Origin of the sequence: Streptomyces sp. NPDC001980 (assembly GCF_040296885.1) — a bacterium.
Taxonomy (GTDB): Bacteria; Actinomycetota; Actinomycetes; order Streptomycetales; family Streptomycetaceae; genus Streptomyces.
Genome location: NZ_JBEOYD010000088.1, coordinates 1 through 14,371 on the forward strand (window position 1 = coordinate 1; position 14,371 = coordinate 14,371).

The 14,371-nt window shown below is 72.3% G+C and carries 6 protein-coding genes; 2 read left to right on the forward strand and 4 right to left on the reverse strand.

Features of this window, described 5'->3' with window-relative positions; genetic code table 11:
• Nucleotides 1-143: LuxR C-terminal-related transcriptional regulator (locus ABT137_RS50380; RefSeq protein ID WP_351720675.1), on the forward strand; the 143-nt coding region annotated here is incomplete at its 5' end.
• Nucleotides 144-207: 64 nt separating this feature from the next.
• Nucleotides 208-1,941: a DUF7910 domain-containing protein gene (locus tag ABT137_RS50385; protein ID WP_351720666.1), complete on the forward strand. Its 1,734-nt coding sequence runs from the start codon at nt 208-210 to the stop codon at nt 1,939-1,941.
• Nucleotides 1,942-2,154: 213 nt separating this feature from the next.
• Here the strand turns inward: ABT137_RS50385 and ccrA are convergent, their stop codons facing one another.
• The 4 genes from ccrA to ABT137_RS50405 are packed head-to-tail and all read right to left on the reverse strand — an operon-like array spanning nt 2,155 to nt 14,368.
• Complete coding sequence (ccrA, locus tag ABT137_RS50390; RefSeq protein WP_351720668.1) at nt 2,155-3,486, reverse strand: crotonyl-CoA carboxylase/reductase; 1,332 nt, start codon at nt 3,484-3,486, stop codon at nt 2,155-2,157.
• 57 nt (nt 3,487-3,543) lie between these two features.
• Nucleotides 3,544-4,284: a thioesterase II family protein gene (locus ABT137_RS50395; RefSeq protein ID WP_351720670.1), complete on the reverse strand. Its 741-nt coding sequence runs from the start codon at nt 4,282-4,284 to the stop codon at nt 3,544-3,546.
• A gap of 41 nt (nt 4,285-4,325) precedes the next feature.
• Nucleotides 4,326-11,030: a type I polyketide synthase gene (locus tag ABT137_RS50400; protein ID WP_351720673.1), complete on the reverse strand. Its 6,705-nt coding sequence runs from the start codon at nt 11,028-11,030 to the stop codon at nt 4,326-4,328.
• Nucleotides 11,031-11,059: 29 nt separating this feature from the next.
• A complete protein-coding gene (locus tag ABT137_RS50405; protein WP_351720678.1) occupies nt 11,060-14,368 on the reverse strand; it encodes a KR domain-containing protein in 3,309 nt (1,102 codons plus the stop codon).
• Nucleotides 14,369-14,371: the final 3 nt, after the last annotated feature.

The following is a 14,371-nucleotide window of genomic DNA, read 5'->3' on the forward strand; positions in this document are numbered from 1 at the left end:
AGAAGCTCTACCTCTCCGAGAAGACCGTCAAGAACCACATCTCCCGCCTCCTCGCCAAACTGGGCGTCCAGCGCCGCGTCCAGGCAGCGGTCCTCACCACCCACCTGGAGCAGCCGGAGAGCGGGGGCCGACCGGCGAAGTAGGGCACCGAAAAAGATCTCGCCCAGTTTCTGTTACGGCGCCACCGGTGCCGGTCCCTCCCCTTGCATGGACACCTCCGCTCCCACCCCGGAGCCCCGCAAGCCCCTCTCCCACCGCGCTCCGGCATGGTCGCGCCGCAAGCTGCTCGGCACCGCGGCGGGCGGCACCGCTGCCGCCGCGCTCGGCACGTTCGGTGTCACCCGCTTCGCCTCGGCGGCCGACACCAGTACCACCGCGAGTGCCGCCGGTGACGTCGTGGGCAAGGTGACCGTCGGTTACCAGGGCTGGTTCGCCTGCAAGGGCGACGGCGCCCCCATCAACGCCTGGTGGCACTGGGCCCCCAACAGCGCCTCCACCCCCTCCCCCACCAACAACGGCATCAAAGCCTGGCCCGACATCCGCGACTACACCAAGACGTACACGACCGCCTTCGCCAACTTCGGCAACGGCCACACCCCCACCCTCTTCTCCTCCTACGACCAGCAGACCGTCAACACCCACTTCCTGTGGATGCAGCAGTACGGCATCGACACCGCCGCCCTCCAACGCTTCAACCCCACCGGCGGCGAAGGCCCCACCCGCGACGACATCACCACCAAGGTCCGCAGCGCCGCCGAAGCCTACGGCCGGAAGTTCTACATCATGTACGACGTCAGCGGCTGGACGAACATGCAGTCCGAGATCAAAACGGACTGGACCAACAAGATGTCCGCCCACACCGCGAGTTCGGCCTACGCCACCCAGAACGGCAAGCCGATCGTCTGCATCTGGGGCTTCGGCTTCAACGACGACAAACACGCCTTCACCGCCGACGCCTGCCTCGACGTCATCACCTGGTTCAAGAACCAGGGCTGTTACGTCATCGGCGGCGTCCCCACCTGGTGGCGCACCGGCACCAGCGACTCACGCTCCGGCTTCACGGACGTCTACCACGCCCTCAACATGATCTCCCCCTGGATGGTCGGCCGGATCAGCAATTCCTCGGACGCCGACAACTTCTACACCAACGCCACGGTCCCCGACCTCGCCGACTGCACCTCGCACGGCATCGACTACCAGCCCTGCGTCCTGCCCGGCGACGTCGCCGAACACCAGCGCGCCCACGGCGACTTCATGTGGCGCCAGTTCTACAACATGGTCCGCGCCGGCGTGCAGGGCATCTACATCTCCATGTACGACGAGTACAACGAGGGCAACCAGATCGCCAAAACCGCCGAATCACAGGCCTGGGTCCCCACCGACTCCGGCCTGCTCGCCCTCGACGAGGACGGCACCGCCTGCTCCGCCGACTACTACCTGCGCCTCACCGGCGACGGCGGCCGCATGCTCAAAGGCACCCTCGCCCTCACCGCCACCCGCCCCACCACCCCCTACATCAACGGCACCTCCGCCGGCACCCCCGCCACCGCCACCATCACCCTCAAGGCCCGCGCCAACAGCACATACGTGACGGCGGAAAACGGCGGTGCCTCCGCCCTCATCGCCAACCGCGACACCGCCGGCACCTGGGAGAAGTTCGACCAGATCGACCTCGGCAACAACAACATCGCCCTCCGCTCCCGCGCCAACGGCCAGATCGTCTGCGCCGACAACGCCGGTGCCTCCCCCCTCATCGCCAACCGCACCGCCATCGGCAGCTACGAGACCTTCCAGCTCGTCAAGAACTCCAACGGCACGGTCAGTCTGCTGGCCGCCGCCAACGGCAAGTACGTCACCGCCGAGAACGGCGGCGCCGACCCCCTCATCGCCAACCGCACCGCCATCGGCACCTGGGAACAGTTCGACCTGACGACGGTCTAGGCGTTGTCGACGGTCACGTAACCGGTTCCGGCCGCCGACGTGCCGGTCCTCACCGGCACCGCCACCAGCGGTGCCGGCGGACCGCGGTAGGACGGTGTCGATCGCGGTGGCGACTCCGGCCGGACTCCGGCTTGTCTCGGGTCGAGCTGCGATGGGGACGCCTGTCTCTCGGCCTCCTGCGCCGGCCTGTTCCCGCGAGGGCGTCGGCTCGACTCACTCCTGCTCGGACCAGCGTCGGTAGAGGCCGATCTGGTCCTCGCCGATCCTGGCGCGCAGTTCGGGGTCGTCGATTCCCAGGTTCTCGGACGGTGCCGCGCACAGCACCGCCACCTTGCCGACGTGCTGGTTGGTCTGCACGGCACGGGTCGCCTCGGCCGCGGCGTCGAGGGGGAAGACCCTCGACAGGGTCGGGTGGATCATGCCCCGGCTGATCAGCCGGTTGGTCTGGACGGCCTCGTGGTAGTTGAACCCGTGGGATCCGATGATCCGCTTCAGCCGCATCCAGAGGAACCTGTTGTCGTACTCGTGGCGGTAGCCCGTGGACGAGCCGCAGGTGACGATCTTTCCGCCGCGCTTGGCGACGTACACCGACGTGCCGAACGTCTCGGCGCCGAGATACTCGAAGACGATCTGCGGGTCCTCGCCGACCAGTGAGCGCACCGCCTCGCCGAGGATCCGGCCCGCCTTGGGGTGGCGGAAGCTTCCTTCCGGCAGGTCCAGTTCGGACCGGTTGACGACATGCTCGCAGCCCTGCGCGCGAACCAGGTCGGCCTTCTCCTTCGAGCCGACGACCGCGACGGGAATTCCGCCGCCGTTCCGGACGAACTGAACGGCGTAGGAGCCCAGACCGCCGGTGCCTCCCCAGACGAGGACGACGTCTCCCTGCTTCATCTGCGCACCGTGCCTGCCGACCAGCATGCGATAGGCGGTCGCCGCGCACAGGGTGCTCGAGGCGGCTTCCTCCCAGGACAGGTGCGCCGGCTTGGCCACCAGCTGGTTGGCCTTGACCAGGCAGAACTCGCCGAGCGCGCCGAAGTTCGTCTCGAAGCCCCAGGCCAGCTGGGTCTCGGTCAGCATGCCGTCGTCGTAGGAGGCGTGGTCCTCTTCGTCGACGTAGGACGGCGAGATGACGACCTTGTCGCCGACCTTCCAGTTCTTCACGCCGGACCCGGCCCGCACGATCACACCCGAGGCGTCCGAGCCGAGTTGGTGGTGGGGGAGGTCGTGCCGGCCGCCGTGCCAGCCCTGCTTGCCCAGCTTCTCCAGGAAGGCGAATGTGGGGACCGGTTCGAAGATCGCGGACCATACGGTGTTGAAGTTGATGGCGGCCGACATGACGGCGACGATGCACTCGTCCGGGGCGAGTTCGGGCATGGCCACCTCGCCGACGTGCAGGGACTTGCGCACGTCCTTGTCGGTCTCGCCCTCGAACATGCCGATCTCGTCCTTGTGCAGATAGGCCGCACGGTAGGTCGGAGGCAGGTCGAGGGAGAGCAGCTCGTCGGGTTCGGCACCGGCGATGACGGCCTGGAGCAGATCAGACACGGAGCAGTCCTCTCAAAGGGGTGCGTGTGGTGGGTGTGCTGCAAGGCGGTGCGCGGGTCAGGCGAACGTCTCCCGCAGGGCCTCGACGACCCGGTCGAGGTGCCTGACGAGATAGAAGTGGCCACCGTCGAAGACCCGTAGCTCGAACGTCCCGGTGGTGTACTGCGACCACTGGCCCGCTTCCTCCGGGGTCACCTTCGGGTCCCTGCCGCCGGTCAGGGCGGTCACGGGGGTCCTCAGCGGCGGGCCCGGGCGGTACTGGTAGGTCTCCACCGCCTTGTAGTCGCTGCGCAGCGAGGGCAGCGCCAGCCTGAGCACCTCCTCGTCCGGGACGTCGAGTTCGGTGCCGGCGAGCGCCGTCATGGTCTTGACGAGGGCGTCGTCGCCGAGCAGGTGCACCGACTCCCCGCGCTGGTCGGCGGGGGCGCGACGGCCGGAGACGAACAGCTTCAGCGGCACGGTCCCGCGGTCCTCCAGCCGCCGGGCCACCTCGTAGGCCAGCACGGCCCCGAGGCTGTGCCCGAACAGGGCCAGTGGGCGGTCGGCCCAGGGAAGCAGTTCGACGGCGACCAGGTCGGCCAAGGTGTCCATGTCGTCGACGCAGGCCTCGCCGCGCCGGTCCTGCCTCCCGGGATACTGGACGGCGAGCACGTCCGCCTCCGGCGCGAGCGCCCGCGAGGCCGGGAAGAAGAAGCTCGCGGAGCCTCCGGCATGGGGCAGCATGACCAGTCGTTTCCCGGCCGCGGGGGCGGGATGGAAGCGCCGTATCCAGGGACTCGTGGGTGCGTGGGAGGGCATGTACGGCCTTTCTCGCGAGGGCGGTGCGAGGGGCTGCGGGGTCATGGGGCCGTGACGGGCCCGAAGTATCCGGCCCGGGTGAAGAACGCGACGTGTTTACGGAAGAGTTCACGGTCCGCGGGTGGGCAGGTGATGCCGCTCCCGTCCAGTGCCGCCGCTGTCTCGCTGTCGTCGACAGGCGGGTAGAAGGCGTCGGGGTGGGCGGCCATGACCTCGAAGGCGTCGAGCAGCGGCAGCAGCGCGTTGTCCGGGTCGGCGGTCACCAGGTCGCGCCACGTGTCCCAGTCCCGGTCGGGCAGCGCGTATCCGGTCTCCCGCAGCTCCTGGATCATCTCGCCGAGGGTCAGGCCGTCGTGGCTGCACACGTGGAAGGTGCGTCCGCTGCTGTCGTCCTGCCGGGAGATGTGCAGAATCGCGGCGCTGGTGTAGCTCACCGGCATCAGACGGAAGGTCACCGGGATGTCGCCGGGCACGGCTTGGGCCTGGAGCATGCCCTTCAGGCTGAGCCAGACGAAGTCGCGGGCCTGGCAGGCACCTGTCTCCTCGTCACCCGCGATCAGGTCGACGCGGTAGACCGACACGGGCAGGCCGCGCTCGCGGGCGAGCCCGATGATCTGCTCGGACACCCACTTGCTCTGGGTGTAGCCGGTGGGCAGAGTGTCGCCCGGACCGGTCGGGTCCGTGGTCCGCAGCGGGACCCCGCCGGTGTCCCGACCGACGTAGACGCCCAGGGTGGACACGTAGTGGACGGGGACCGTGCGGTGCCGGGCGGCCAGGCGCAGGATCTCCTCGGTGCCGCCGACGTTGGCGGCGCGCACGGTGGCGTACGGCCGTACCCAGTTGACGGCGGCGCCCGCGTGGTACACCGCGTCGACGCTGCGGGCCAGGGCGTCGAACCGATCGGGGGTCAGGCCGAGTGCCGGCTCGGCGAGGTCGCCGACGACGACCGAGAGGCGGTCGTCGTCGACGGTGTCGCGGATGCCGTACCAGTCCATGTTGGCCCGCAGCCTGGCCCGCGCGTCGGCCTCGTCGCGCCCGCGAACCAGGCAGTGCACCCGGGCGGACGTCGTGCGCATGAGGTCGCGCAGCAGGTAGGCGCCGAGGAATCCGGTGGCGCCGGTCAGCAGTACCTCGCGCGGGTCGGGGGCGACACGGCTCACCTCGGCGGCGGGCCGGATGTCGTCGGCCAGGTGGATCTCCGCCGCGAAGTCCACGGCGATCCGGTCCACGGGGCTGCCCTGCCGCCTGCCGTGCACCTCGGTGAGCAGGAAGGCCGCGAGTTCGGTGAGGGTGGGGTGGTCGAAGACCAGGGTGGTGGGCAGGCGCAGGCCGGTGAGGGAGCCGAGGCGGTTGCGGAACTCCACGCCCGTCAGGGAGTCGAACCCGAGGTCGGAGAAGCGCTGGCCCAGGTCGAGGCCGGCCGGGTCCGCGTGTCCCAGGACAGCCCCGGCCTCGGCCCGCACGATGTCCAGCACGCGCGCGTGCTGCTCCTCCTCCGGCAGTCCGGCCAGGCCCGCGGTGAAGGAATCCGCATCGGCGCCGGAGTTGCGGGCGGCGGGCCGGACGGGCCTGCGCAGCAGCGAGCGCATCACCGGCGGTGTCAGGCGCGCCTGTTCGCGCAGGGTGGTCAGGTCGAGGGGGGCGGCGACCACGCCGGCCCGGCCCGTGGCGAGCGCTGCGTCCAGCATCGCGGGCCCGTCGTCGGAGGCGATGGGCGGATAGCCCGCGCGCGCGATGCGCTCCAGGTCGGCCGAGGTCAGCTCGCCTCCGCTGCCGGCACGGTCCCACAGGCCCCAGGCGACCGACGTGGCGGGCAGCCCGAGGCCTGCCCGGTACTCCGCAAGACCGTCCAGGAAGGTGTTCGCGGCGGCGTAACCGGACTGGCCGGCGCCGCCGATGACTCCGGCGAGCGAGGAGAACAGGACGAACGCCGACACGTCGAGTCCGCGGGTCAGTTCGTGCAGGTTCCAGGCCGCGTCGATCTTCGGCCGCAGCACCGACTCCAGGCGCTCGGGAGTGACGGTGGTGATCAGCCCGTCCCCGAGGATGCCCGCCGCGTGGACGACGCCGGTCAGCGGCCGGTCAGCGGGCACGGTCGCCAGCAACCCGGCCAGCGCGGAGCGGTCGGCGACGTCACAGGCGGCCACGGTGACCCGGGCGCCGAGTGCGGAAAGCTCGGCCACCAGAGCCTCGGTGCCCGGGGAGTCAGGCCCGCGGCGACTGGTGAGCAGCAGGTCCCTCATGCCGTGCCGGATCACCAGGTGCCGTGCGAACAGCGCGCCGAGGGCACCGGTACCGCCGGTGATGAGGACGGTGCCACCGGGGTGCCAGTGACCGGAGGGGGGTGACGGGGGCACGGCGAGGGTGCCCCGGGTGCCGTCGGCATCGGCCCGGGTGCTGTCGGAGGCCGCACGAGCACGGTCGAGCGCCGCCGGAGAACCGTTCGACGCCGCACGGGCACCGTCGGCCACCGCCGGAGAACCGTCGGCTGCCGGACGCACCCCCGTCAGGGTGGTCGAAGGGCCGGTCGGCAGCCTGCGCAGGCGTGGCAGCAGCACCTGGGCCGAGCGGACGGCGGCCTGGGGCTCGGCGGAGCGCACCAGGGCGGAGAGTTTCGCCGAGGGTGTCTCCTCGTCCAGGTCCACCAGGACGAAGCGGCCGGGGTTCTCGGACTGGGCCGAGCGGATCTGGCCCCAAACGGCCGTGGCCGCGGGGTCGGTCACCGGGCGGCCGTCGGCGGCAACCGCACCGCGGGTGACCAGGACCAGCGGTATGTCCGCCAGCCGCTGGTCGGCGAGCCAGTCCTGGACCAGGGCCAGCACCCGCCGTGTGTACCGGTGGGCGGCAGTGACGGGGTCGGCGCCGGGCGCGGAGGCGTCCGGGGCGTCGTGGGAGGCCGCGCCGGCGTCGATCTCGTAGCGCACCGCGTCCACCGGCGTGCCCGCCTCGACCGCTTTGGCCAGGTCGGTCGGGTCGGCGTAGTCGGTCGCACCCAGGGTCGCCCAGCGGACGGGGGTGAGCGGGTCGTCGAGGGTGACCGGGGTCCACTCGGTGTGGAAGAGGGCGTCGTGGGTCCGGGTGCGGGCGCGCGCGACGGTGTCGGCGGTGACGTCCGTGAGGGCGAGGGTGCGGATCGTCGCGACCGGCTGCCCGGTGCGGTCCGCCAGCAGCACCGACAGTTCGCCGTCGGCCGACGTGACGATCCGGGCGCGTACGGCAGTGGCGCCCGTCGCGTGCAGCTGGACGCCACGCCAGCGGGTCGCCAGCCGGGCTCCGTGCCCGGGGTCGGCCAGCAGCGCCGCCTGCACGGCTCCGTCCAACAGCGCGGGGTGCAGTCCGAAGCGGGCGGCGTCGCTCGCTGCCGGTGCGTCCAGCGCCACCTCGGCGTACCCCTCGCCCGCCGACTGCGCCGTCCACAGCCCGGTCAGCCCGCGCAGTCGCGGCCCGTACGCCACACCGGCCCCGGCCAGCGTCTCGTACGCCGCGTCCGGGTCCACCGGTGCCGCGTCCGCCGGCGGCCACGGCAGGAGCGGGTCGGCCGGTGCGGGTCCGCGCAGGCTGAGCGTGCCGACGGCGTACTCGGTCCACTCGACGTCGCCTGCTTCGGGCCGGGCGTGCACGGCGAAGCTTCGTCGCTGCTCGTCCGCCGGGCCCACCTTGACCTGGACCTGGACGGCGCCTTCGGCCGGAAACGCCAGTGGGGCAGAGATGTTCAGCTCGTCCACGGCGGTGCAGCCGACGTCGTCCGCGGCCCGCAGCGCCAGCTCGACCAGCACCGCCGACGGCAGGACCGTGGAGCCCGCGACGGTGTGGTCCGCCAGCCACGGATGGGTGCGGGGCGAAAGGCGGCCGGTGAACAGCGTCTCGTCGGACCCGGCCACGGCTACCGAGGCACCCAGCAGCGGATGCCCCGTCGTCGCCATGCCCAGACCCGCGGCGTCCTGCGCACGGGTTCCGGAGGAGAACCAGAAGCGCTCGTGCTGGAAGGCGTATGTCGGCAACGGCACGCGCCGCGCCCCGGAACCGGCGAAGACGGCGTCCCAGTCGATCCGCACGCCCCGTACCTGGAGTGCGGCGAGGGAGGCCAGGAAGCGGTCCGCCCCGCCTTCGTCACGGCGCAGGGTCCCGGTGACGGCGGCGGTGTCGCCGAGGTTCTCCTGGAGCGAGGAGGTGAGCACCGGGTGGGCGCTGACCTCGACGAAGACACCGTGGTCCTGGGCCGCCAGGGCCTGTACGGACCGCGCGAACTCCACCGGCCTGCGCATGTTGGCGTACCAGTACCCGGCGTCGAGACGGGAGGTGTCCACCCAGTCACCGGTCACCGTCGAGAAGAACGGCACCGAACCCGTCCGCGGCCGCACCGGCGCCAGCGCCGCCAGCAGTTCCTCCCGGACGCGTTCGACCTGCGGCGAGTGGGAGGCGAAGTCGGTCGGGAAGCGCTTCGTCCGCGCGCCGTCGGCGGCGCACTCCGCGATGAACTCGCCCAGGGCGTCCCGCTCCCCGGCGACCAGGACCGAGGTCGGACCGTTCTCCACGGCGACCGAGAGCCGCCCCTCCCACTTCTCCAGCCGTGCCTCGACCTCGGCGCGCGGCATCCCGACCGCGCCCATGCCGCCGGTGCCCTGAAGGGCCAGGGCGATCCTGCTGCGCAGGCTGATCACGCGCGCCGCGTCCGGCAGGCTCAGCCCCCCGGCGACGCAGGCCGCGGCGATCTCGCCCTGGGAGTGCCCGATGACGGCCGCGGGCTCAAGGCCGTACGAACGCCACAGGGCCGCCAGGGAAACGTGCACGGCGAACAGGGCGGGCTGGACGACGTCCAGCCGGTCGAGGTCGGGCGCGCCCTCGGCGCCGCGCAGCACGTCCTCCAACGACCAGTCCACGAACGGTTCCAGGGCCTGCGCGCAGTCCGCGATGCGGGCCGCGAAGACCTCCGACGTCTCCATCAGCTCGGTCGCCATCCCGGCCCACTGGCTGCCCTGGCCCGGGAAGACGAACACGGTCCTGCCGACTTCGCCGGCGGCGCCCTGGACGACGTTCCCAGCGGACTGGCCGGCGGCCACGGCGTCCAGTCCGGCGAGCACGTCCTCGCGCTCCCGGCCTACGACCACGACACGCTGCTCCAGGGCGGCGCGGGTGGTGGCCAACGAGTGGGACAGGTCGAGCAGTCGGGGTCCGGGGTCGTCGTCGAGCGTGGCGCCGCGCAGGTGCGCGGCGAGGCGGGCCGCCTGCGCCTGCAGCGCCTGCGGGGAGCGGGCCGACACGGCGAAGGGCAGGGCAGCGGTCGGCTCACGCGTGGGTTCCGCTTCCGGTAAGAGGGCCCGCGCGGGATCCCGTGAGCCGTCCTCCCGCGGATCCTGTACGGCGTCCTGTGCCGGCGCCTGTTCCAGGATCACGTGGGCGTTGGTGCCGCTCGCTCCGAAGGCGGACACCGCCCCGCGGCGCGGTGCCCCGGTCCGCGGCCACGGCCGCGTCTCGGTGAGCAGCTCGACCTCGCCCGCCGACCAGTCCACGAACGGTGTGGGCTCGTCGAGGTGCAACGTGCTGGGCAGGACCCCGTGCCGGAGTGCCTGGACCATCTTCACCAGCCCGCCGACTCCCGAAGCGGACTGCGCATGACCGATGTTGGACTTCAGTGAGCCGACGAGAAGAGGCCGCCCTTCCGGCCGCGCCTGCCCGTAGGTGGCGAGCAGTGCCTGCGCCTCGATGGGGTCGCCCAGCCGCGTACCCGTGCCGTGTGCCTCGACGGCGTCGACCTCCGCCGGGGTGAGCCCCGCGTTGGCCAGCGCCTGCCGTATGACCCGCTCCTGCGACGGCCCGTTCGGGGCCGTCAGGCCGTTGGACGCGCCGTCCTGGTTGACGGCGCTGCCCCGTACGACCGCCAGCACGGCATGCCCGTTGCGCCGCGCGTCGGAAAGCCGCTCCAGGACGAGCAGCCCTGCGCCCTCGGACCAGCCGATGCCGTCGGCGGCGGCGGAGAACGGCTTGCAGCGGCCGTCCGCCGCAAGTCCCCGCTGCCTGGAGCCGTCGATGTAGCCACCGGGATGCGCCGAGATGTACGAAGCTCCCGCCAGGGCGAGGGTGGACTCACCCGAACGCAGCGACTGCGCGGCCAGGTGCAGTGACACCAGCGCGGAGGAACAGGCGGTGTCGACCGACACAGAGGGACCCTCGAGGCCGAGGACGTAGGAGATGCGCCCGGACGCCATGCTGCTGAGCTTGCTGGTCATCTGGTAGCCCTCGAACTCCTCCGGGGCGTCCAGATCCAGATAGCTCTGCTCCACCAGTCCCGCGAACACGCCGGTCCTGCTGCCCTTGAGGGCGAGCGGGTCGATGCCGGCGTGCTCCAGCGCCTCCCACGCGGTCTCCAGCAACACCCGCTGCTGAGGGTCCATCGCGAGAGCCTCGCGCGGTGAGATGCCGAAGAAGGCGGCGTCGAAGCGGGTGGCGGAATCGACGAAGCCGGCCTGCCGGATGTAGATGCTGCCGGGCTTGGCGGGGTCGGGGTCGTAGAGGGCGTCCAGGTCCCAGCCGCGGTCCGTGGGGAAGTCGGAGATCTCGTCGCGTTCCTCGACGGCGAGCTGCCACAGCTCGTCGGGGGACGACGCGCCGGGGAAGCGGCAGGACATGCCGACGATCGCGACGGACTCCTGGCTTCCCGCCTCCAGCTCGGCGACGCGCCTGCGGGTCTTCTCCAGATCGGCGGTGACCCACTTCAGGTACTCGACCAGCTTTTCTTCCTTGGACATGTGCTGCCCGCTCTCCTTGTGGTGAGCCGTCATCGGCCGGACCCGCGGCCCAGCTCGGTGTCGATGAAGTCGAAGATCTCGTCGGCCGACGCGGTGGCGATCCGGCTCGCCGCGTCGTCGGGGCCGCTACCGGTCTGTTCCTCCGCGGCCTCCGCGGCAGCGGGGACAAGCCGGTTCAGGACCGTCTGCAGCCGTGCGCCGATCGTGGTGAGGTCCAGGTCCGCCGTCTCGGGGCGCAGCCCGGCCACGGTCGCCTCCAGCCAGTCCAGCTGGGTGAGCAGGGACGGTCGGGCCGACGTTCCGGCCGGGTCCTGCACCGACGCAGCCTCGCCGAGGAGGTACCGGATCAGCGCGGCGGGCGAGGGATGGTCGAAGACGACGGTGGCGGGCAGCCGCAGCCCGGTGGCCGCGCCGAGCCGGTTGCGCAGGTCCACGGCGGTCATCGAGTCGAACCCCGCCTCCTGGAAGGAGCGTTCGAGTCCGACGGCACCGAGGTCGGTGTGTCCGAGGACGGCGGCCACCTCCTGGCGTACCAGTTCTCGCACCGCCTGGTGGCGTCCGTCCTCGTCCAGTCCGGCCAGCCGCCGCACGAATGCTCCGGCCCCGTCGCCGGTGCCCGGGCCGGCCGTGTCCAGGGCGGGCCGCAGCCGGTCGCGGACCAGACCGCGGAACAGCGGCGGGACGCCCCCTTCCCGGGTGCGCAGCGTGGACGGGCTGAGCCGGGCGGCCATCAGGACGGGAAGGGCGGGCGCCGGGTGGTGAGTCCGGGAGTCGCCGGGTGCCGTGTGTCCGAGTGCCGCGTCGAACGCCGCCGTCACGTGTGCGGACGTCAGCGGCAGGAAGCCGGCCCGGTCCGGCCGGGTCCGCCCCGCACCGGTCTCCTCCCACGGCCCCCAGGCGAGTGACAGGGAGGGCAGCCCGTCGGCCGCGCGCCGCCGGGCGAGGGCGTCGAGGAAGGCATCCGCCGCCGCCCGGTACGAGCGGCCCGGACCGGACACGGTACCGGCCGTGGACGAGAACATGATGAAGGCGGACAGGGCGGCGTCCCGGGTCAGTTCGTGCAGGTGCAATGCCCCGTCCGCGGCCGTCCGCAGGGCGGCGTCCAGGCAGTCGAGGTCCAGGCCCTGGATCGTGCCGCCGTCCGCGAGGCCCGCCGCATGGACGACCGCGGTCAGGGGGTTCTCCTCGGGAACCCTGGACAGGGCCGCGGCGAGCGCGTCCCGGTCGGAGAGATCGCAGGCCTCGAAGGTGACCTCGACATCCAGTTCCTCCCTCAGCTCGGCCGCCAGGTCCGCCACACCGGGCTCGGGACCGCGCCTTGGGCCGACGAGCAGCAGATGCCGTACGCCGTGTCGGGACACCAAGTGCCTTGCGAACAAGGTGCCGAGGTCGCCGCAACCGGTCACGAGGACGGTGCCGTCGGGGTCCGGGGCGGTGGCGGTGGCCGGCTCGGCGGATGCGGTCGGTGCGACGGCCGCGGGGATCCGCGCCAGGCGGGGCACGAGGAGCCGGCCTTCCCGTATCGCTGCCTCGGGCTCGCCGGAGGCGAGCAGGGCAGCGAGGATCAAGGGGTCGACAGCGGCTTCGGCTTCGACGGCGGGGTCGTCGTCCAGCAGCACGATCCGGCCGCCCGCCTCCGACTGCGCCGAGCGCAGCAGGCCCCGTACGGCCGCGGCCGCCAGGTCGGCGGTACCGGCGTGGCGCTCCGTGGCGTCGCCTCCGGCGGCAACGCCCCCGCGGGTCACCACCACCAGCCGGGTGTCGGCGAGGCGCTCGTCGGCAAGCCAGTCGCGCACCAGAGCCAACGCGCGGCGCGTCCCGTCGTGCAGGGCGGCCGAGGTGTCACCGTCCCTTTGGGAGGCCCATGGCACGACGACGGCGTCGACAGGCGAGCCGGACTCGGCGGCCTTGCCGACGGCTGCCAGGTCCTCGTACCCGTCTGCTCCCAGGACCGCCAGGGAGGGGACGTTCGCGGGCCGGGTCTCGTCGGCCTCCGTCCACTCCAGCCGCAGCAGGACGTCGTCCGCGCCGCCCGTCGGGGAGGCGAAGAGGTCCTCCGGTACGTCGCGGTAGGTCAAGGAGTCGACGGTGGCGACCAACCGTCCGCGTTCGTCGGTCAGTCGGAGGGCCACGGTGCGCTCGCCGGTCTCGGTCATGACGGCCCGCACCACGGTGGCGCCCGTGGCGTACAGCCGTACGCCACGCCACTCGGCCGGCACGGTCACACTGCCCGTGTCCGCACCGAAGGCGTGGCCGAGGAGCACGGCGTCCAGCAGTGCCGGGTGCAGCTCGAACCGGTCCGCGTCCCCGGCGAGTTCGGCGGGCAGCCGAACCTCGGTGGCCGTGCCGCCCGCGACGTCGTGCTCCGGCCGGGGCGAGTTGTCCGCGCCGAGTCGTCCCTGCGCGTACACCGCCCACGGCGTCCCGCCGGGCCCGGCCCCGTCGTGTTCCGCCTCGGGGCGGGCGTGCACGGTCAGCGGACGCCCGCCGTCGGCATCCGGCGCTCCCACCCTGACCTGAAGCTGCACGGCTCCTCGCGCGGGCAGCACGAGCGGCGCGGTCAGCGAGAGTTCCTCCAGCACGGAGGCGCCCGCCTCGTCGCCGGCCTTGACGGCCGTCTCGACCAGGGCGGCAGCCGGGAGTACGACGTTGCCGAGCACGGTGTGCTGTTCGAGCCACGGATGCGTACGCACCGACACGCGGCTGGTGAACACGAGATCGTCGCCGCCCGCGAGCGGGAACGCCGTGCCCAGCAGCGGATGACCGGTGGGGCTCAGCCCCGGCCCGGTGGCGGTGGCGGTGGCGGTGGCGTCGAGCCAGTAGCGGTCGCGGCGGAAGGCGTAGGCCGGCAGGTCGACGCGGCGCGCGCCGGTCCCGTCGTAGAACGCCTGCCAGTCGACCGGCACCCCGCGCGTATGGAGCAGGCCGACCGCATGAAGGAGCGTGCTCGGCTCGGACCGGTCGCGCCGGAGCAGCGGGAGGGCCACGTGCCCCTGGTCGGCAGCGAGGGAGTCCTGAGCCAGCACGGTCAGGACGGCGTCGGGGCCGATCTCGACGAAGGTGGTGACGCCTTCGGCTTCCAGGGCGCCTACCGCGTCCGCGAACCGCACCGGCTCCCGCACATGCCGCACCCAGTACTCACCACCGGCCAACAGACCAGCACCCGCCAGCCCACCCGTCAGCGACGACACCACCGGGATCCGCGGCACCCCGTAATCCAGCCCCGCCACCACCCGGCCGAACTCCTCCAGCATCGGATCCATCAACGGCGAGTGGAACGCATGCGACACCGACAACCGCCGCGTCCGACACCCCCGCCCACGCAACACACCCACCACCTC

Coding starts and splice junctions, on each gene's coding strand:
- ABT137_RS50400 (WP_351720673.1), bottom strand. CDS start 11,030: ATGTCCAAGGAAGAAAAGCTGGTCGAGTACCTGAAGTGGGTCACCGCC.
- ABT137_RS50385 (WP_351720666.1), top strand. CDS start 208: ATGGACACCTCCGCTCCCACCCCGGAGCCCCGCAAGCCCCTCTCCCAC.
- ABT137_RS50395 (WP_351720670.1), bottom strand. CDS start 4,284: ATGCCCTCCCACGCACCCACGAGTCCCTGGATACGGCGCTTCCATCCC.